The following is a 19,392-nucleotide window of genomic DNA, read 5'->3' as shown; positions in this document are numbered from 1 at the left end:
ATGCTGTGAGCCTCAGCCGCCCGACAACCGGGCTGCGCTCACATGCTAAGGATATGCTATGAATCAGCCCCGCTGCATCTGGGATGGCAAGGCCACCCTGGCGGAAGGCCCGTGCTGGATGGCCGATGAAAACGCGCTTTACTGGGTCGACATCCAGCAGCATCGGTTGCACCGTTTATCCCTCGCCGATCAATCTCATCGCACCTGGCACATTGCAGAGCAGGTAACGTCCATCGCCAAGGATTACCGGGGCAACTATGTGGTTACCATCCGGTCCGGATTCGCCTATCTGGTACTGGAGGCGGACCACGGCGCGATCAAACCGATTGTGTTACCCGAAAGCCATCGACCGGCCCTGCGCTTTAACGATGGTAAAGTGGATGCCGCCGGTCGTTACTGGGCCGGCACCATGGACGATGGCGAACGCGAGGCCACCGGCAAGTTGTATTGTCTGGATGCCGACGGTGGTCTGCGGATTATGGATGAGCCTTATTGTATTTCTAACGGACCGACGTTTTCACCCGACGGTAAAACCCTTTACCATACCAGCACCACCGAGCGGACCATTTATCAGTTTGATGTGGCGGGCGATGGTCGGTTGAGTCACAAGCGGGTGTTTTACCGCGTGCCGGAGGGTGAAGGGTATCCCGATGGCATGACCTGTGACGCCGAGGGTTGTATTTGGTTGTGCCATTTTTTTGGTTGGCAGCTCTCGCGCCTCTCGCCCGGGGGTAAAAAACTGTCGGCGATAACGCTGCCGGTGTCGAATGTCACCTCGTGCGCCTTTGGCGGCGATGATCTGGATACGCTCTACATTACGACGGCGCGCTGGGCGTTAACGGAGCAACAGCTCGCCGAACAACCGCTCGCCGGCGGTGTATTTGCTGTTTGCCCCGGCGTCAAAGGCATGCCGACACATCGTTTCGGCAAGGCCAACCTTTAAATAATTTACCTACAGGGACGCAGAAATGGGTAAGACTTACAGTGCTTTAACAGAACAGCAAATTCAGTTTATTGCAGAGCAAAAATTGTTTTTTGTTGCCACCGCTGCCGATACCGGCACAGTCAATGTGTCGCCCAAGGGCGGCGACAGTTTGCGGGTGCGCAATGCCAATGAAATTGTTTGGCTGAATCTGACTGGCAGCGGCAATGAATCTGCCGCCCACGTGCTGAAAAATCCGCGCATGACCATTATGTTCTGCGCCTTTTCCGGCGCGCCACTGATCCTGCGCGCTTATGGTCAGGCTGCCGTGCTGCACCGGGGCGACAATGGATGGGGCGAATTGATCGGCCTGTTTCCGGCAAGCGTGGGCGCGCGCCAACTGTTTGTATTATCAATCGAGCAGGTGCAATCTTCGTGCGGGACTGCCGTGCCTTTTTATGATTACGTTGAAGACCGCACTCAATTAGCGCAATGGACTGAACGGCAGGGGTCTGAGGGAATTCAAACCTATTGGCAAAAGAAAAACCAAAAAAGTCTGGACGGCTTTGATACAGAAATTATCGAGCGATCGTTAACAGATTAACCGGTGGTGCGATAGGCGATACGCAGGAGAGCGAGTCAGATGTTAGTGCTGAAACCGAATTGTGAATGCTGCGACTGTGATTTGCCGCCAGACTCGGGTGTGGCGATGATCTGCAGTTACGAATGCACTTTTTGCAAACATTGCGTGGATAACGTGCTGGAAAATGTGTGCCCCAATTGCGGTGGGGGTTTTACCTTGCGGCCCGTGCGGCCGGCCAACGCCTATCGGCCGGGTGTGAGCCTGAAATACCAGCCCGCTTCGGAGGTAAGGGTTAACACCGGTTACAGCCGCGAAACCCTGTCGGACTTTGCCCAGGCCATCAAAGCCATCGCACCGGACAAGCGGTGATGTTTTTGATCAGGCCCCACGCCCGTGTTGCTACCGTTGCCTTCTGGGTTTCTGCTGTCACACTGGTGTTGTTTGGTCTGGACTATAGTTGGCAATTGAACCTGCCCGGCTATCAACTGTTTGCTCAACCGGGCGTGTTTTTGTTGGGATTTTTCAGCGAAGAGTTACCGTTTGCAACCAAGCTGCTGCTATTGCTGGTGGGACAATACCTGTTTTACGGTGCCTGTTGGTGGGTGATCAGGCATCTTTGGCACCGATATGCGGACCAATAATTTTCTCCCACAGTGTGCGGAAGGATTTTTTGGACCAACCGATATGGCCGATGCGCCGGGTGCCAGCGTGTTCTGGTGTAGCGACAATGCGCGTGACAGGCGCGCCAGTGAAAAAGCTGTGCAGTTTGTCCAGGCTTTTGGATGACATCATTTCATCGTCGCTGAATTCAATGGCGGTAATCGGCAATCTGACCGCGGCGTAGCGGTCCGCCAGCCAGCGACCTTCGTAACCCACGGAATAGTCTTCTTGCAGGCACCACCGTCGCCATTGCAGGATCACGCCTTTGGGCATGTCACACAGCAATCCCAATTTATTGCCGGGAAAATAGCCCAATAAAGGCACGGTAACCGGGACCAGGAAATACCATAAAAACCACACGATGCGCTTGGTGGGCGCGGCGTTATACCACCAGGTCCCTACGCCCGCGGCAATGGTGATGGCCCGCGTGATGGGCGATGTGTCAGGCATCATGCCAAGCAGATGGCCGCCGACACTGTGGCCGATCCAGATGCATGCGGTGTCAGCAAAATGCTGTCGCACATAATGCAGTACCGCCGGACAATCCTGATCGGCCCAGCTCACGATATCACTGGTGCTGTGTTTTACATGGCCGTTGACGGATAACCCCATGCCCTCGTAATCAAACGTCAGCACATGGTAGCCCTGCTCACTGAGCCAGTGCGCGAAATCCTCATAGTGGTATTGGGCAACGCCGGTTGCGGGGGCGATGATGCAGATGGCGTTGCGCACGGGATTGGCGGGCGAAAATAACCGGGCGGTGATCGCGTGACCGGCCTGGGTGTTGAGCCGAAGTTGTTGGAAAGGGTTCATTCAAATCGATCGAGAATAAAGTGTAAAAAACGCAGGATGGTGGCCATCTCCTGCTCGGAAAATTCGCGTCCTATTTCCTGATTCAGGGCTTTGATAAGCGGGTCGGCCGTGCGGGCTTTCTGGACGCCCCGGTCACTGGCAAATACTTTGACCACACGGGCGTCGTCGGCATCCAGTCGCCGCTCGATCAGACCGTTGGCCTCCATGCGGGACAGCAGGCCGGTGATGGCAGATTTGTTCAGATCCAGCGCATCGGCCACCGCTTTCTGAGGGCAACCCGGGTGTTTACCGATAAACAGGAGTGCACCCAGTTGCGGCAGGGTCACCTCCAGTTGTTGCTGGCAGGCGCTGTCCAGGTGCCGGAACAACTTGCGATGGGCTTTGCTCAGCAGGAAAAAAAGGCGTTTTTCAGAGGCCATAAATATCCATTAGTTCGTATGTGAACTAATGGTATGCGGGATTGAAAGGCGGTGCAAGTGCGGGATGGGCTATGGGCTGCCGGTCAGGCCTTGTCCGACCAGACGGCAAATTCGTTGCCGGAAGGTTCCAGAAAATGGAACCGGCGACCGCCGGGAAAGCTGAAAATGGCTTTGCAAATTGTGCCACCGCATTGCTCCACGGTGGCCAAAGTGGCTTCGAGATTTTCACTGTAGAGCACGGCCAGAGCAGCGCCGTGCTGGGTCAGGCTTTTTGCCTCGGCACGGAAGAAGCCGCCATCGACACCGCGGCGATCAAAGGCAACATAGTCTGGTCCGTAGTCGGTAAAGCGCCAGCCAAATGCCTGTTCAAAAAAGGCCCGGGTGGCGGCCAGATCGGCCGCCGGCCATTCCATGTAATCGAGTGAGTGGTGTGTTTGTGCCATCGGGCGCCTCAGAGTTTGCGGCCCAGGCGCTTTTCCACCTGGCGTTTTTCCCAATCGTGGCCAAAAAAGTGGGTGATTTCAAATACGTTCAATGCGTGAATCACAATGCCGATGCCCCAGCCAAAGGCGGGCCAGAGAAACCACAAATGGCTGGGTGCGGTCATCAGGTTAATAAAGGCGAGAAAGCCGATGACGCACACATAGGTGGCCAGGTTAGAATAAAACGCCTTGATGTCGCGCACATACTCCAGCGCCTCGCGCTCGTCGTCTGCCAGTGGCTTTCCGGCTTCCGGCTTGCGGGTTTCTGGTGCGGGGATGTGAGCGTCTGAGCTGTGCATGGTGTCGTCCTCTACTGTGTCCGGTTCAAGACCGAGCGCCGACTGCAGGTCGGCCAGGTCCAGTTCAAACACGGCAGCCAATGCTTTTTGCGATTCCAGCCCCGGCGCCTGCCCACGCTCGATCCGTTGGATGGTGCGGGTAGAGAGTCCGGTCATTTCTGCCAGCTGTTCTTGTGACCAGCCGCGTTTGAGTCGCAATTTCCTGATTAACATAGTGCCTCCGTGTTGGACATCACCTTAGGGCCGGCGTGGGGGCGACAACCACGCCAACCAGGTGACATTTACACGACAGTACTTATAAATCAATGGGTTAGAAGTGGGTTCCTGTTGGTGGCTATACCTGTGACAGGTACCAGCGCCAATCCTGTTGGCCCACTTCGGCGGCGAATTGGGCCGCCTCCTGGCGTTTGACCGCGGCGAAAATGCGGCAGAATTCTTTGCCGAAAGCAGCCTCTGCCCAACTGGAACCGGCAAAGGCTGCCTGTGCCGTATGCCATTGGGTAGGCAGGGGCGCCGACGCCACGGCATAGCCGTTGCCGGTCACCGCCGGGCCCGGGTCGAGCTGTTGACGGATGCCGGAATGAGCCGCTGCCAGAATCGCGGCCGCGGCCAGGTAAGGGTTGGCATCGGCGCCGCAAATGCGGTGCTCAATGTGGCGGCTGGCGGCCGGACCGCCCGGTACGCGGAACGACACGGTGCGGTTGTTCACGCCCCAGGTAGGCGCCAGCGGCGCGTAGGAGTTGGCCTGAAAACGGCGGAAGCTGTTGGCGTGCGGGCAGAAGATGGCGAGCGAATCGGGCAGGTACTTGCCCATGCCGGCAATGGCGTGGCGCAATAACGGTGTGCCTTCCGGGTGTTCGTCGGCCATGAGGTTGTTGCCGGCCGCATCATTCAGGCTCAGGTGCATGTGCATGCCATTGCCGGCAAGGCTTTGCAGCGGCTTGGCCATAAAGCAGGCCATCATCCCGTGGGCGTTGGCGATGCCTTTTACCAAGCGCTTGTAACGAACAGCTTCATCCACTGCCTGCAGTGCGTTCGCTCGGTGCTGCAGAGTGATTTCCAGCTGCCCGGGGGCGTATTCGGAAATCGCGGTCCGGGCGGGAATGCCCTGCACTTCAAATGCGCGGTAAAGGTCGTCGAGAAAATCCTGCAGTTGTTCCAGTTCATACAATCCATAGACCTGGGTATTGTCCGGCCGGTCGCCGTAATACTGGCGCGCCAGTTGCGGGCTGCCATCGGCGGCGCGTTGCTGATCGAACAAATAGAATTCCAGCTCGCACGCCATCACCGCGGTCATGCCGTCGGCAGCAAGTGCCTGTGTAACCCGGCTCAGGACCGCGCGTGGGTCGGCGTGAAGCGCAGGCGCGGCGTCATCGGTCATGGCCAGCTGCACTTGTGCGGTGGGGCGTTTGCGCCAGGGTTGTAACACCAGACTGCCGGCCAGCGGTTTAGCCGGGCAGTCCATATCGCCCACATCCCACACCAGCCCGGTGTCTTCCACATCCTCGCCGCGCACGGTAAGGCCCAGCATGGTGGAAGGGATGGGCCGTCCGTGTTCGTACACGCTCAGCAATTCTTCACGGTGCAACAGCTTGCCGCGGGGAATGCCGTTGTGATCGATGACAAAGGCTTCAATGGCCTGAACGTCGGGGTGTTGGGCGAGAAACGCGCGGGCTTCTTCGGCGGAAGCAAAATCCATGGCAGTGACCTGTAGTGTTTTCAACACATTACGGCAACTGCCTGCGGGGAAAAATACAACAAGCGGGGCATGTCGCCCCGCGCGCGCTTATTGCTTCAGTGCGGCAAGAAATGCGGCCTGGTCTGCGGGCGAAATCACCAGTTGCTTGCCGCCGCTGTAGCGGATTAGCAGTCGGTCCAGACTGAGTGCCGGGCCAGACAGCAGGGTGCGGCTGGGGGTGACGGATTCAATCTCGCTGATGCGGATCTGCCAGCTGAACGGGCCCGCGTGTACGTGCAGCTGGTTGCCGTCCACCCGGTAATAGGTGCCTTTGTAGAGCCAGAAGATGAAGCCCGCCAGTAGCAGGCAAACGGCAATCATTATCCAGAACTCGGCGCGCTCGGGCGCCGGTTCCAGAACGACGGGTACCAACGGCCCGGCCACCGCTGCTGCGAGTGCAACGGTCAGCAAACCATCGACTTTGGAGTTGAATTGCTTCATGACTTCTTCTCCTGTGCGGTATCTTCCAGTTCGGTCACGACTTTTTGCGTGAGTTTGACCCGGCCGCTTTTAACCAGCGCATCGCGCAACACGTATTCGATTTGGGCATTGAGACTGCGCAGGTCATCATCGGCCCAGCGCTGCATGGCCGCCAGAACCGATTCATTGATGCGCAGTGGATAAGCTTTTTTCGACACGGGTCCGCCAATCAGTAGAGGCTGCCGGCATTCAGCACCGGCTGCGCATTGTGTTCACCGCACAGCACCACCAGCAGGTTGCTGACCATGGCGGCTTTGCGTTCGTCATCCAGTTCGACCACACCTTCGGTGGACAGTTGTTCAATGGCGTCTTTCACCATGCCCACCGCGCCTTGTACGATCAGCCGGCGGGCGGCCAGCACGGCGCTCGCTTGTTGGCGCTGCAACATGGCCTGGGCGATTTCGGGCGCGTACGCCAGGTGGGACAGGCGCGCTTCCAGCACATCCACGCCGGCTTTGCCCAGGCGATCCTGCACTTCGGTGCGCAGCTTCTCGGCGATGGCACTGGAATGGCCACGCAGGGTCAGCCGGTGATCGTCTTCGTCGTGCTCATAGGGGTAGCTGGTGGCGAGGTTGCGCAGCGCCGCCTCAGACTGGATGGACACATAGTTTTCATAGTCGTCCACCTCAAACACGGCCTCGGCGGTATCCACCACGCGCCAGACGATCACGGCCGCAATTTCAATGGGGTTGCCGTTGGCATCGTTCACTTTCAGGCGGCCGCTTTCAAAGTTGCGCACCCGCAACGATACGGCCTGCTTGCTGTAGAGCGGGTTATTCCAGCGCAGGCCAGGCGTGCGCTCTGTGCCTTTGTAGTTGCCGAATAATTGCAACACCTTGCCCTGATTGGGGTGCACCATATAGAGGCCGAACCAGCAGATGAAAACGATCACGGCGGCGAGTGCCGCCAGCGCTTTAAACACAATGGGGCCGGTGACAATGACAAACAGCGTGGTCAGTTGCAGAGCCAGCAACACCACAATCATGGCGTAGCCAGACAAACTTTTGCCGTCGCGTTCCGTGTGCATGGGATATTCCTCGGTGTGATATCAATGTGATATCAGTATGAGGCATTTTACGGGTTTGTCAATTCTGGCCTTGGCAGGGGTTTCCAGCTGTTCAGCCGGCGACTGACGGCGGCGCGGATGCCGGCATTGGAGCCCAGCTCCAGTTCAAACCGCTTCTCGCGGGCATCCGGATGTCCGGCCCGGTCGGCCAGGGTGAACCAGAATAATGAATCCGCCAGGCTCCCCACCACCAGAGTGCCTTTCAGGTAGAGTTCGCCCAGGGCGTACTGGGCCGGGCCGTAATTCATGTTGGCGGCGCGGACCACTTGCGCCAGGGCAGATTCCCGCCGTTCCCAGTAGGTGTTGGGAATGGCATCGGCCAGCGCCAGTTGCAGGCTGCCACTCATGAACAGGCCCTCGGGCTGTCCCTGATCGGCGGCCATCTGCAAGTAAACGAGCATTTTTTCCGGGTCCAGCAGCGCAGGATCGATGGCGCCGGCGTAGATTTCCGCCATGGAAATCTGGGCATCCAGATCGCCTGCCTGGGCGGCCTTCTCAAACATCGCGATACCGCGCTCGGGATTTGCCGCGGTCCCGCGACCCAGCAGGTAATTTGCCGCGGTCATGCGCACGGCCGGCGGAAAACCGTGATCGGCGCCTTTGTGGCAAAGCCGGAAGCCGCGTGGCAAATCCTGGGTAACCCCCAAGCCATCCAAAAACTGTATGCACAGTAAAAAACTGGCACGCAGGTCACCGTGTTTATCGAGTTCCAATAGCAACGGGTGCGCACTCGCGTATTCGCCAGCGTCAAACCATTGGGCAGCCTGTTCAAAGCTGCCGGGGTTTGCATGGGTGGCCGGGGTGGCCAGGGCTAGCAGCAGTCCCGCTGCGGTTAGCGCGTTGCGCATGGCGACGTCCTTTTGGCGGTAGGCCGTCCAGTGTAAACAGGACGGCCCAACCCAATCAACGCCGGCGCAGCAGTGCGTAGGCGCTGAAACAAGCCACACCGGCCCAGATAAAGCCGAAGGTCACCATCTTGGCTTGCCCGAAGGGCTCGTGGTAAACCCACACGGCCAGCAGGAACATGAGCGTTGGGCCGATGTACTGCAGGAAGCCGAGGGTGGTGTACTGAATCTTGCGCGCGGCGGAAGCAAACATCATCAATGGCACCGCTGAGATGGGGCCGAACAGTGCCAGCAACGCCCAGTGTTCTTCGGTGAGCAGGTTGAAGGTAGCCTCGCCCCAGAGCGCGATGTATAACCCGGCGGGAATCAACATCATGCTGGTTTCAATCATCATGCCGTTCAGGCTGTCGATAGGCGCAAGCTTTCGGATCAGGCCGTAGAGGGCGAAAGACGCTGCCATGCCCAGTGCCAACCAGGGCACGGAGCCAAACACGGCAATTTCCACGGCCACACCGGTCACGGCCAGTGTCACCGCCAGCCATTGCAACGGACGCAGGCGTTCACTCAGGAAAATGCCCCCCAACGCCATATTGAGCAGGGGGTTGATATAGTAGGCCAGCGAGGCTTCTAGCACCCGGTTGGTGTTGACCGCGTACACAAACAGGTACCAGTTAAAGGCCAGCAACAGGGTGGAGGCGGTAAGGGCCAGCATCATGCGCGGATTGCGGGCGTGGGCTTTCAGCTTGGGCAGCTGTTTAAGCACCAGAATCATGGCCAGCACAAACAGCCAGGACCAGACGATGCGGTGCGCTACCAGTTCCAGCGGCGGCAGGATAGCCACGGCCTTCAGGTAAACGGGAAAGATGCCCCAAAGGAAGAAGGCGCCCATGGCGAGCAGGACGCCAAGTTTTTGTTCGCGGGAAAATTCCATATAGAAATCCGGGGTTGCGATGCTCTTTGCAGATGGGTGCCAGGAGTGGTGCCTCGGGGTGTCGCCGCCAGGACGGCGGCGTCAAGCTACATGGACGTATTCACGCGTCCCCGAGGCGCCGGTCCTGGTGCCCATTTACCAGCGCACTAAACAAAAAAGGGCCGCATCAGCGGCCCTTGGTAAAAGCATTCAGATGCGAATCAGAACAAGACGCGGCAGCGGATGGTACCCTCAACTTCGCGTACTTTTTCCAGCGCAGTTTCACTGTTGGCCGCATCCACTTCAATCACCACATAGCCCACTTTTTCGTTGGTCTGCAGGTGCTGGCCAATGATGTTGATGTTGTTTTCCGAGAATACCTTGTTAATGGCCGACATAACGCCGGGCACGTTCTGGTGCACGTGCAGCAGGCGGTGGACATTGCCGTGCGACGACAGGGCCACTTCGGGGAAGTTGACCGAGCTGGTGGTGGTGCCGTTGTCGGAGTATTTGATCAGTTTTTCCGCCACTTCCACGCCGATATTGGCTTGGGCCTCCATAGTGGAGCCGCCGATGTGGGGTGTGAGGATGACGTTATCGAATTCGCGCAAGGGCGAGACGAACTCATCCTGCGGGCCCTTGGGCTCCACCGGGAATACGTCGATAGCTGCACCGGCCAGGCGCTCTTCGCGCAGGGCTTTGGCCAGCGCGTCGATATCCACCACTGTACCGCGCGAGGCGTTGATCAGGATCGCACCCTGCTTCATGGCGGCGATTTCATTGGCGCCGATCATCATTTTGGTGCTCGCCAGTTCCGGCACGTGCAGGCTGACAATGTCGGCCCGGCTCAGCAGTTCGGACTGGGTGACCTGCTCGGCGTTGCCCAATGGCAATTTGGTGACCACATCGGAAAAAATCACCTTCATGCCGAGGGATTCCGCCAACACGCTCACCTGACTGCCGATGGAACCATAGCCGATGATGCCCAGGGTCTTACCGCGGATTTCAAAGGAACCCACGGCCGATTTCTGCCAGCCGCCACGGTGGCATACGGCGTTCTTTTCCGGGATGCCGCGCAGCAACAGGATGGCTTCGGCAATCACCAGCTCAGCCACCGAGCGGGTATTGGAGTAAGGCGCGTTGAACACGGCCACGCCTTTTTCCTGCGCGGCCTGCAGGTCAACCTGATTGGTGCCGATGCAGAAGCAACCCACGGCAATCAGCTTTTCCGCGGCATCAAACACCTCGCGGGTGAGCTGGGTGCGCGAGCGCAAACCAACGAAGTGGGCATCTTTAATGCGTTCCAGCAATTCGTCTTCGGGCAGCGCGGTCTTGTGGTATTCCACATTGGTGTAGCCGGCGGCGGTCAGCTTGTCGACGGCGGACTGGTGCACGCCCTCGAGCAGCAGGAATTTGATTTTGCTCTTGTCCAGAGAGACCTTGGCCATGGATTGACACCTCAAACGCAAAGCCCCAGAAAAAGGTCCTGGGGCTGGGAAAAATGGGGCGCCATAATACCACAGCCAATGGGGCCGCAAAGGCTTCTCGAGCAATCTCCGCTGCATTGCGGCTATTTTCCATAAGAATGCTGCTAAGCCATGGGGTTTTCACAGGTGCCGGGCGTTAGAATAGGGCGCTTCGAGGAGAAAGCTGCTATGTATCAACACCGATTCGCAACGGGCTCTGTGCCCGATTTACCGCCCGTGCCGTCAAAAATCGTTTGTGTGGGGCAGAACTACGCTGACCACATCGCGGAAATGGGCTCAAACGTAGCGCCCGAGCCCATGCTGTTTATCAAAACCGCCAGCTGTGCCCGGCCCATGGAGCAGCCTTTCGGCATTCCCACGGGGTTTGGCCAATGCCATTTCGAAACGGAAATGAGTGTGCTGGTGGGCGCACGCCTGAGCAATGCCACTGAAGCCGAGGCGAGGTCGGCGATGGTGGGGGTGGGGCTGGCATTCGACCTGACCTTGCGCGACCTGCAGGCGGAACTGAAGTCCCGCGGCCACCCCTGGGAAAAAGCCAAGGGCTTTGATGGCAGCTGCCCGTTGTCGGTGTTCGTGCCGGTACCGGAAAATTTCCAGTCATTGGATCTGCGCCTGACCCGCAACGACAAACTCACGCAAAACGGCAATACCGCCCAGATGCTGACGCAGGTAGTGCCCTTGTTGGCCTACGCGAGCCGCTTTTTTACCTTTGAGCCGGGCGACGTGTTGCTCACCGGTACACCGGCCGGGGTAGGGCCGCTTGCATCGGGTGACCAGCTGGTGGCAGAGTTGGGGTCCATCTTACGGGTACAGACCCGGGTTCAATAACGATAAATACACAGGGATGCCATGAGCGATGTGATCTTTATAACCGGCGCCTCCAGCGGGCTGGGTTGGCAAATGGCCATCGAATTTGCCCGCCGGGGCCACAGGCTGGCGCTGACTGCGCGGCGTGAAGAAAGCCTGACGACGCTTAAACAAAAACTCGAAACCGAATATGAGGCCCAGGTCTGGATTCAGGCGCTGGACGTGACCCGGTTCGAGACCATTGCACCCGCACTGGAAGCCGCGCGCGAATATTTTGGCCAGCTCGACACAGTCATCGCCAACGCGGGTATTGGTTACAGCGATTACATCGGTCGCTTGTCCTGGGACAGGGTCAAGGCCACGATCGACACCAATGTGTTGGGCCTGATGGCCACGGTGGATGCCGCTGTGCTGCTGTTCAAGCAGCAGGGTCACGGGCATATTGTGGCGGTTTCCAGTGTCGCCGGTTTTCGCGGTTTACCCGCGGGTGGGGCCTATGGCGCCTCCAAAGCGGCGGTCACCAGTTACATGGAATCCCTGCGCGCGGAAGTGTATGGCCGCGGCATCGACGTGACGCTGTTGTGGCCGGGCTACATTGATACGCCTATCAACCAGGCGGCGCGTTCCCGGCCATTTTGTATTTCATTGGAACAGGGCGGGCGCTTGCTGGCGGATCTGATTGAGCGGCGGGTGGCACGGGCCACGGTACCGCGTTGGCCCTGGGCAATTATTGCGCGTCTGTTACGTTGGATACCGGTTGCGCTTTTGGCGCGTTTAACCTGAGGCCGCCAGCATGACCCGATACTGGATAACTTTATTGTTGGTGTTTTTCCTGGCGTTGCTGGCCTACTGGTATCACCCCGCTGCGGCAATCCCGGTTGGGGATCCGCTGCTGCGCGTGCCGGCATTGCTCGTTACGGTGGTGATGCTCAGTCTGTTTGTGGAGCGCGCGGTGGAGGTGGTGTTGTCGTCGCTGCGCAGTGGCGGAGCTGATCGCCTGGATCTGGCGCTGGCTAATACACCGACGGGCACAGACGCGTATCTGGCGTTAGTGCGTGAGCGGGCGGATTACCGCGCGCACTCGCGCTTGATCGCCCAGCAGCTGGCGTTAGGCTTAGGCCTGATGATTGCGCTGGTGGGTATCCGGATTCTTGCCGGTCTGGTGCAGGACGTGCCGGAGGGATGGCAGAACCGGCTGTTTCACATGTTGGACATTCTGCTCACCGGCTCGGTAATTGCCGGTGGCAGCGATGCAGCCAATAAACTCACCAAGGCCTATAGCCAGGTGATGAACAATCTGGCCAACAAAAAAGCCGCCAGTTAGTCTGCGATCAGGAGTCATTATGCGCGCGCTGTTAATAGTTATGTTGATTTGGGTGTGTGCATCAGTACAGGCAGACGACCAACCGCCGTTAATCGGTGAGGTGTCTGCGCAGGCCATTCTTTCGCTGCCTGCATTCGAACGTCATTACGCCCAATCCGAACCCGTTCTGCTCGATGAAGAACTGCGCGCATTTTTAACAGGCGCGGAGCTGGTGGTTCTGTTTGGCACCTGGTGCCACGACAGCGAACGGGAAGTGCCGCGGCTGATGCGGGTATTGGAACAGGGCGATTTTAGCGTGCGTTATATCGCCATTTCCCGCGACAAAAGCGAGCCCATGGTTGCTGTGGAGCGGCACCAGTTGCAGTTTACGCCCACCCTGGTGGTGTACCACAACGGGGTTGAAGCGGGTCGTATTATTGAAACGCCAGAACACACCTGGCTGGAGGATTTGCGCGCTCTGTCCGTCAATCAGACAAATGCACAGTAAACGCAGCCCGCAGTTGCTTCGTTTTTCCGGTTAATTAAAAGCAGGAGATAAATATGAGATTGTTTTCACGCGTTGCGCACTCGGCGCTGGCCGGTGTGCTGATGGTGGCGGCGCCCTTGGCGATCGCCGACCTCGGCAAGGATGTGCAGGCCGATTACGATCGACACCTGAAATCCCTGTTCACCCATTTCCATCAGAATCCCGAACTTTCCCATCTGGAATTCAAAACCGCCAAGCGCTTGGCAAAAGAACTGCGCGATGCCGGTTTTGACGTAACCGAAGGCGTAGGCAAAACCGGTGTGGTGGCCATCATGAAAAATGGTCCGGGACCGTTGGTGATGATGCGTGCCGACATGGACGGCTTGCCGGTGGAAGAAAAATCCGGCCTGCCCTATGCCTCCAAAGCCACGCAAAAAGATTGGGATGGTAATCTGGTTAACGTGATGCATGCGTGCGGTCACGATGTGCATATCACCAGCCTCGTGGGCACCGCGCGGCAAATGGCCAAACGCAAAAACGAATGGTCGGGCACGCTCATGCTGATTGGTCAGCCGGCGGAAGAGCGCGTGGGTGGTGCCAAGGGCATGATGGAAGACGGTATCTGGAAGCGCTTTGGCCAGCCGGATTACGCCATGGCGTTTCACGTCAGTTCTGAAATTGAAGCGGGCAAATTGGTGGCTGTGGAAGGTTCGCCCTATTCCGGTGTGGACTCCATCGATATTGTGATTCCCGGTATCGGTGCCCATGGCGCGTCGCCCCACCGCGGCAAAGACCCGGTGGTGATTGGCGCACAGATTGTGTTGGCGTTGCAAACCATTGTCAGCCGCGAAATCGCGCCCAAAGAACCGGCCGTGATTACCGTGGGTTCATTTCATGCGGGTACCAAGCACAACATTATTTCCGATCAGGCCAAGTTGCAGATTACGGTGCGCAACGACAGCTGGGAAACGCGCGAGTACCTCATCAAGGCAATCGAACGCGTGGCGATAAATACGGCGCGGGCGGCGGGCATGCCGGAAGATAAGTTGCCGGTGGTAACCATCTCGGATGAGCCCACGCCACCTACGGTAAATGACATTCCCATGACCCAGCGTCTGAAAGCCGTATGGCGCGAAAAACTGGGCGATGAAGCGTTCGACAAACACTATCGTCGTTTGGGTATGGGGGCGGAAGACTTCCCGTTCTTCACCACCGACCCCTATATCCCCAGTGTGTATTTTGCCGTGGGCGGAACACCCAAGGCCGATTTCGAGCGGGAAAAAGCCGGCGGCGAGCCCGTCCCCAGCCACCACAGTCCATTATTTAAAATCACCCCGGAGCCGGCGGTGACCAAAGGCGTGGAGGCAACAGTGATTGCACTGATGGAATTACTGCAGAAACCCTGACAGATCATTTGCCTGAAAAAAAGCCTGCAAACGCAGGCTTTTTTTTGGTTTAAAAACCGTAGCTAAACCCGAGCGACACATTGAGCCCGCGAGGCAGGGTGTCGCCGTTGATCCGCACCGTATCCTGACTCAACCCCAGATCCAGATCCAGGTGGTTAAAAAACGTCAGGCCCAATTTGTACAGCTTGGTATGAGTCCCGGCCAGATTGGCCGAATAACCCAGCCGGACACTGGGAATCCAGAAGCTGTCGGGTTTCCAGCTGCCGGACACGTTGGCCCATTGGTGGTTTTCGCCCAGTGCATCGCGCACTGCATTGGCGTCCACAGAAACACTGGCGGCCCATTGCTTGTTGTCACTGATATAGCTGGAATCCAAGCGCCAGCGGCGTGCCTGTTTGAAGGTTTGCAGTCGCTCGAAGGCTGCAACCACTACGGGATTGTTGAAGCCTGTGGAACCGACAAAATTGAAATCGTAAGTGGGCTCAAAAATATCGGTTACCGCAAGCCCAGCTGTGTAATGATCGGATGCCCACAGAACGCCGGCGTCCAGGCTCAGGTTGCCGGTGTTGTTGAAATCGGCATCGCGGATATCATCAAACAGGCTCTCGGAGTCGGTGATATCGCCGATGCGGGTAATCAGACCAGACAGGCCCATGTTGACGTACTTGGGTCTCACGCCAACAAACCATTGTTGATCGCCGAGTGCGAACGCCCGGCTGTAGTTTAAAGCGACCGTGGTTTCCCTGGCCGCGCGAATGGCCAATAAACTGTCGTTATTAAACTCGCCCCGCACAGTGCCGGCGTTGGGATCAATATGCAGGATTATGCCGCCCGATAAATCGAAGCTGGTGGCAGGGTCACCGGGTTGCAGGTTGTAGGCGGCTTGCAATTCTGTGAGTGCCTGTTCCGCATTGAAGTCCAGATCCTCCACAAATCCGACCGCCGACGCACTGCCCGCATAACTCACATCCAGACCCCAGGTGCCACCCAACCATTCGCGGTTAAATACCAGGGCCAGGTCTGTCCCCAGATCGGTATTGGCGTAACCTTCGGTGGCGATGACGGCGAGAATAGCGCCAATCCGGGTTGCTTCGGCCTTGAATTCTTCAATGATTCTTTCGAGATCCGGATCGATGGGGTCAATTGGCTTGGGCGGTTGATCGGGGTTGCCACCGCCACCATTGTTGCCGCCGGAATCGTTGTCTTTCAGCCAGGCGGATAATTCGTCGTAACCGTCGAATAACTCCTGCACATTGCCGTATTCGAGCCCACCGGACAGATGCAGGCGACCGGCACTGAAGCTTGTTGAACTGATTTGTTGGCGATCGAAGCCCACGTTGGCCGGATTGATCGCGTCGCTCAAGTAGTGGCCGGTCACCGCACTGCCCATTGTGGCCGCGGGACCGGTGCCGGCAAAGCCGTTGCCGGCTTGCGCATTGATGCTGGCAGCGGCGACCAACGCTGTTGCCAACCGCCATTTGATTCCCTGCATCATAGTGCACCCCCTTAAAAGGGAGGATTATAACCCGATCGCTTAAAACCCAAAATTAAAGCCCAGGCTGGCGCTGGCGCCGCGCGGCAGGCTGTCGCCATCTATGGTGACCTTGTCCGGGCTGTAGCCGAGGTCGAGGTTGACGTAGCCAAACAGGGTCAGGCCAAAGGCGTAGTAGCCCAACTCCGAACCGGTCTGATTTTTGTGGTAGCCCAGTCGCACGTTGGGCAACCAGAAATTGTCGCTGTGCCAACCGCCACTGATGCTCAGCCATTGCGCTTCTTTGCCGATCGGGTCAGTGATGGCTTGAGTGTCGTAGGCAATATTCAGCGACCACTGGTGGTCTGCGGTAAACAATCCGCCCTCCAGGGTGAATTGCCGTTCGAGTGTGTAAGTTTCCAGAGCTGCCAGTTGCGCAGTAATGGCGGGATTGGTAAAGCCGCTGGTGTCCAGCGCGGGGAACTTGAAGCTGGGCTCGAGCAGGTTGGTGCCGGTAACGCCAAGCCGATAGTTTTGTGCGACCCATAACAGCCCGGCATCAAGGCCGATCTTGCCCTCTGTTTTGAAACTGGCATCGCGGATATCGTCGAACAGCTCTTCTGCGTCTGTAATGTCACCCACCCGGGATGCCACATTGGAGAGGCCCATGCTGGTGTACTTGGGGGTGACGCCGAAAAACAGTTTTCCGCCGCTCATGTTCAGGCCCTTACTCCAGCTGACCCCGAATTCGGAAATTTTGGCGGCGCGGGTCAGAAGGGTTGAGTCGTTGTCGAACCCGATGGCCACGTCTCCGGTGAGCGGGTCCACCGCCAGGGTCACGCCTCCGGTGAGGTCGTAGCTGGTTTGCGGGTTGTTGGGATCAAATGCCGTCTGCAGCGCAGTGAGTGCAGCCTGGGTGTCGAAGTTCAGCAGTTCCGGCAACGCAACGGCACTGGCGGTAGCCGCATAGCGATACTCAACGCCCAATGTGCCGCCGAACACATCGGCTGCGAACACGATCGGAATCTGGCCGTTGACGGTGGCATTGGCGTAACCGCTGTCGCCGATGGAGGCCAGCAGATCGTCGACCCGGTCTGCTTCCTGATCAATGGCATCGACCAGGCCATTTAAATCCGGGTTATTAAAATCAATGTTGTAGATATTCTTCTCGGCCAGGCCCGAATCCGATAGCAGGCTATCGGCGATGTCATCAACCTTATCGAACAATTCACTGACATTGCCGTACTCCAGGCCTGCGCCCAGGTGTAAACCGCCAATGACGCCGTCATCCTGATCCATGCGGCTGCGATCGTAGGCCTGGGCGGCGGGGTTACCGCTGTTGCTCAATCCAAGTTGTGCATGGCTCACCGGGCCGAAGGTGGTGGCGGGGCCTGTGCGCCCGGCATTGCCGGCTGAATGGACGCTGCTGGCGCAGGCAAGTGCGAATAAGGTACACAAGTACCGGGTGGCGGCTGGGTGCATGGGACGGGTTCCTCCATGGGCGTGGATGGTTAAGTATAGGTGTTGATTGAGGTTTTTCTTGGCGCTGTCGACATTCGCGGCTGGCTCGGTCGGTGCAGAGCGCGGGGCTGGTCTACAGTATTAAGATTGGGTTGATTGAGGCGACAAAGATGGCACTGAAGGGCGTAGATGCATGGTTGGGTCGCCTGAATGCGAGCGAGCTGCCTGTGCTGGGTGGTGTCATTAATGACCTGAGCAAGCTCACCGACAGCGATCAAACACATGTGAATCAGTTGTCTGATCTCATTCTGAAAGACTCAAACCTCACCTCGCAGCTGCTGCGGGTGGCCAATTCCATTCATTACAACCCGGGTGGCACCCGCATCAATACCGTCACCCGTGCCATCGTACAGGTGGGTTTTGAAGGCGTGAAAAACATCTGTATCTCGTTGATGTTGGTGGATCAATTGCTGAGTGCTCACCCGCGTGAACGTTTACTGCATGTGATGGCGCTGGCATTCCATGCCGCCCTGCAGGCCAAATGCATTGCACCCGCGAATAACAGCGAACACTCCGAGCAGGTGTTTATTGCGGCCTTGTTGCTGCACGTGGGCGAGATGGCCATTTGGTCCAAAGGCGAATCACAGGCCGATGAACTGGACCAGCAAATGTTGTTGGGGGTGTCGGAGCACGAAGCCTGCGAGCAGGTGCTGGGCACCCAGTTCCGGTCGCTGACACGTGCGTTGGTGCAGAGCTGGCACCTCAGTCCTATTCTGGATGCGTCCTTCCGGGGCGGCGCTAAGGACCCCTTGTCGCGTGCGGTGCAATTAGGCGATGCCCTGAGTCGCGCCAGCGAGTTTGGCTGGGACAGTAAAACCGCAAAAAACACCATTGAAGAGGTGGCGAAATTCCGCCGGATCAGCGTCGATCAGGCGCGTGAGGATGCCATTCGCACGGCCGAACTGGCCGGCGAAGTGATTGCGTTGTTCGGCCTTGGCAGTGCCCATGCCGAAACCGAAACGGCGCATGCTCAGCATGGCATCGTTGTGGGTATACCCGACAACAAGCAGCAGATGGCGATGTTGAAAAAGCTCTCGGCCGCGGTTCGACAGGGCCAGGATTTCTCCGGCATCTTTCAGATGGTGGCGCAGGGTTTGTATCTGGGGGTGGCGTTCGCGCGCGTGGCTATCGTATTGCGTCTGCAAGACCAGTTGATTGCCAAATTCTGCGCGGGGCGTCTGGAAAAAGTCTGGCGGAAACAATTCCTGCTCAACGCCCGGGACGTACACTTTTTTTCCGAGGCGCTGAACTACACAGAAGCACAGCTGTTTGATGAAACGCGGCTTGCCAAATGCCAGCACCTGTTTACCGAACCGGTGGCCAAGCTGATCGGCCAGGTCCCTTGCCTGGTGGCCCCGGTGGTGATGAACAATCGCACGGGCGGCGTCTTTTATGCCGATAACGACGGCGAGGCGATCACCGCCGAACAACAGGAAAGCTTTGAGCTGTTTGTGCATCAGGCGCAGATTCTGTTGCAATCGGCCTCGTTGCAGATCCGACCCCGCAAATAACCGGCTGCCACCTCGCGCCGGTCTTCTTCCCACTGCATAGCATCCGATAAGCGCACACGCCGTCTGATTGCAGTGAAAACGTCTGCCTTTTCACCCGCGTTTTATGTCTTGGCGCAGTCCCTGTGCTGGTGTAGGGTTAGCCTTTCGTCTGCGCAGCCACTCCTGCCTTTCGATTCAGGGAA

General features: G+C 57.9%; 23 protein-coding genes. 10 read left to right on the top strand and 13 right to left on the bottom strand.

The window, feature by feature from the left end; genetic code table 11:
* The first annotated feature begins 58 nt into the window (after positions 1 to 58).
* From M5M_RS11450 to M5M_RS11435, 4 genes are read left to right on the top strand one after another with little or no spacing between them, the layout of a single operon-like run.
* A complete protein-coding gene (locus tag M5M_RS11450) occupies positions 59 to 943 on the top strand; it encodes an SMP-30/gluconolactonase/LRE family protein (protein ID WP_015047659.1) in 885 nt (294 codons plus the stop codon).
* A 25-nt stretch (positions 944 to 968) separates the two neighbouring features.
* A complete protein-coding gene (locus M5M_RS11445; RefSeq protein ID WP_016389364.1) occupies positions 969 to 1,526 on the top strand; it encodes a pyridoxamine 5'-phosphate oxidase family protein in 558 nt (185 codons plus the stop codon).
* A gap of 39 nt (positions 1,527 to 1,565) precedes the next feature.
* Positions 1,566 to 1,874 (top strand): DUF1272 domain-containing protein, encoded by a 309-nt coding sequence (locus M5M_RS11440; RefSeq protein WP_015047657.1) that lies wholly within the window; start codon positions 1,566 to 1,568, stop codon positions 1,872 to 1,874.
* 5 nt (positions 1,875 to 1,879) lie between these two features.
* On the top strand, positions 1,880 to 2,146 hold the full coding sequence (locus M5M_RS11435) for a hypothetical protein (RefSeq protein WP_211216984.1): 267 nt from the start codon (positions 1,880 to 1,882) through the stop codon (positions 2,144 to 2,146).
* On the opposite strand, the gene M5M_RS11430 is transcribed toward M5M_RS11435, so the two are convergent.
* From M5M_RS11430 to serA, 11 genes are all read right to left on the bottom strand, one after another.
* Positions 2,112 to 2,978, bottom strand: a complete 867-nt coding sequence (locus tag M5M_RS11430; protein WP_015047655.1) for an alpha/beta hydrolase family protein — start codon at positions 2,976 to 2,978, stop codon at positions 2,112 to 2,114. The two genes, M5M_RS11435 and M5M_RS11430, sit on opposite strands and share 35 nt — an antisense overlap.
* Positions 2,975 to 3,397 carry a MarR family winged helix-turn-helix transcriptional regulator gene (locus tag M5M_RS11425; RefSeq protein ID WP_015047654.1) on the bottom strand — a complete coding sequence of 141 codons (423 nt, stop codon included), beginning with the start codon at positions 3,395 to 3,397 and terminating at the stop codon, positions 2,975 to 2,977. The genes M5M_RS11430 and M5M_RS11425 overlap by 4 nt, the downstream gene beginning before the upstream one ends.
* 83 nt (positions 3,398 to 3,480) lie before the next feature.
* Complete coding sequence (locus tag M5M_RS11420) at positions 3,481 to 3,840, bottom strand: VOC family protein (RefSeq protein WP_015047653.1); 360 nt, start codon at positions 3,838 to 3,840, stop codon at positions 3,481 to 3,483.
* An 8-nt stretch (positions 3,841 to 3,848) separates the two neighbouring features.
* The gene (locus M5M_RS11415) at positions 3,849 to 4,391 is read right to left on the bottom strand and encodes a helix-turn-helix domain-containing protein (protein WP_015047652.1); all 543 of its coding nucleotides are present in this window, start codon (positions 4,389 to 4,391) and stop codon (positions 3,849 to 3,851) included.
* Between the two features lie 121 nt (positions 4,392 to 4,512).
* Positions 4,513 to 5,877: a glutamine synthetase family protein gene (locus M5M_RS11410; protein WP_015047651.1), complete on the bottom strand. Its 1,365-nt coding sequence runs from the start codon at positions 5,875 to 5,877 to the stop codon at positions 4,513 to 4,515.
* An 87-nt stretch (positions 5,878 to 5,964) separates the two neighbouring features.
* Positions 5,965 to 6,357 (bottom strand): PH domain-containing protein, encoded by a 393-nt coding sequence (locus M5M_RS11405; RefSeq protein WP_015047650.1) that lies wholly within the window; start codon positions 6,355 to 6,357, stop codon positions 5,965 to 5,967.
* On the bottom strand, positions 6,354 to 6,554 hold the full coding sequence (locus tag M5M_RS11400; RefSeq protein WP_015047649.1) for a type II toxin-antitoxin system antitoxin: 201 nt from the start codon (positions 6,552 to 6,554) through the stop codon (positions 6,354 to 6,356). The genes M5M_RS11405 and M5M_RS11400 overlap by 4 nt, the downstream gene beginning before the upstream one ends.
* A gap of 11 nt (positions 6,555 to 6,565) precedes the next feature.
* The gene (locus M5M_RS11395; protein WP_015047648.1) at positions 6,566 to 7,423 is read right to left on the bottom strand and encodes an SPFH domain-containing protein; all 858 of its coding nucleotides are present in this window, start codon (positions 7,421 to 7,423) and stop codon (positions 6,566 to 6,568) included.
* A gap of 47 nt (positions 7,424 to 7,470) precedes the next feature.
* Positions 7,471 to 8,310: a tetratricopeptide repeat protein gene (locus M5M_RS11390; protein ID WP_015047647.1), complete on the bottom strand. Its 840-nt coding sequence runs from the start codon at positions 8,308 to 8,310 to the stop codon at positions 7,471 to 7,473.
* 55 nt (positions 8,311 to 8,365) lie between these two features.
* Complete coding sequence (gene rarD, locus M5M_RS11385; RefSeq protein ID WP_015047646.1) at positions 8,366 to 9,238, bottom strand: EamA family transporter RarD; 873 nt, start codon at positions 9,236 to 9,238, stop codon at positions 8,366 to 8,368.
* 200 nt (positions 9,239 to 9,438) lie between these two features.
* The gene (serA, locus tag M5M_RS11380; protein ID WP_015047645.1) at positions 9,439 to 10,665 is read right to left on the bottom strand and encodes a phosphoglycerate dehydrogenase; all 1,227 of its coding nucleotides are present in this window, start codon (positions 10,663 to 10,665) and stop codon (positions 9,439 to 9,441) included.
* Positions 10,666 to 10,872: 207 nt separating this feature from the next.
* Here serA and M5M_RS11375 point away from each other — a divergent pair, with 207 nt between their 5' ends.
* From M5M_RS11375 to M5M_RS11355, 5 genes are read left to right on the top strand one after another with little or no spacing between them, the layout of a single operon-like run.
* Entirely contained in the window at positions 10,873 to 11,532 is a 660-nt protein-coding gene (locus M5M_RS11375; RefSeq protein WP_015047644.1) for a fumarylacetoacetate hydrolase family protein, read from the top strand.
* A gap of 21 nt (positions 11,533 to 11,553) precedes the next feature.
* The gene (locus tag M5M_RS11370; RefSeq protein WP_015047643.1) at positions 11,554 to 12,294 is read left to right on the top strand and encodes an SDR family oxidoreductase; all 741 of its coding nucleotides are present in this window, start codon (positions 11,554 to 11,556) and stop codon (positions 12,292 to 12,294) included.
* A gap of 10 nt (positions 12,295 to 12,304) precedes the next feature.
* A complete protein-coding gene (locus M5M_RS11365) occupies positions 12,305 to 12,835 on the top strand; it encodes a hypothetical protein (protein ID WP_016389363.1) in 531 nt (176 codons plus the stop codon).
* Between the two features lie 19 nt (positions 12,836 to 12,854).
* Positions 12,855 to 13,322, top strand: a complete 468-nt coding sequence (locus M5M_RS11360) for a thioredoxin family protein (protein ID WP_015047641.1) — start codon at positions 12,855 to 12,857, stop codon at positions 13,320 to 13,322.
* A gap of 53 nt (positions 13,323 to 13,375) precedes the next feature.
* Complete coding sequence (locus M5M_RS11355; RefSeq protein WP_015047640.1) at positions 13,376 to 14,707, top strand: amidohydrolase; 1,332 nt, start codon at positions 13,376 to 13,378, stop codon at positions 14,705 to 14,707.
* Between the two features lie 49 nt (positions 14,708 to 14,756).
* Here the strand turns inward: M5M_RS11355 and M5M_RS11350 are convergent, their stop codons facing one another.
* A complete protein-coding gene (locus tag M5M_RS11350) occupies positions 14,757 to 16,202 on the bottom strand; it encodes a conjugal transfer protein TraF (protein WP_015047639.1) in 1,446 nt (481 codons plus the stop codon).
* A 39-nt stretch (positions 16,203 to 16,241) separates the two neighbouring features.
* Positions 16,242 to 17,660 (bottom strand): conjugal transfer protein TraF, encoded by a 1,419-nt coding sequence (locus tag M5M_RS11345; RefSeq protein WP_016389362.1) that lies wholly within the window; start codon positions 17,658 to 17,660, stop codon positions 16,242 to 16,244.
* 149 nt (positions 17,661 to 17,809) lie between these two features.
* Here M5M_RS11345 and M5M_RS19565 point away from each other — a divergent pair, with 149 nt between their 5' ends.
* Positions 17,810 to 19,210, top strand: a complete 1,401-nt coding sequence (locus M5M_RS19565; protein ID WP_015047637.1) for an HDOD domain-containing protein — start codon at positions 17,810 to 17,812, stop codon at positions 19,208 to 19,210.
* The last annotated feature ends 182 nt before the right edge of the window (positions 19,211 to 19,392 follow it).

The sequence above is a fragment of the Simiduia agarivorans SA1 = DSM 21679 genome, from assembly GCF_000305785.2.
In the GTDB taxonomy this organism is placed as follows: Bacteria; Pseudomonadota; Gammaproteobacteria; order Pseudomonadales; family Cellvibrionaceae; genus Simiduia; species Simiduia agarivorans.
Note: the sequence above shows the minus strand (reverse complement) of the source record. Positions and strands in the feature narration are given on the sequence as shown.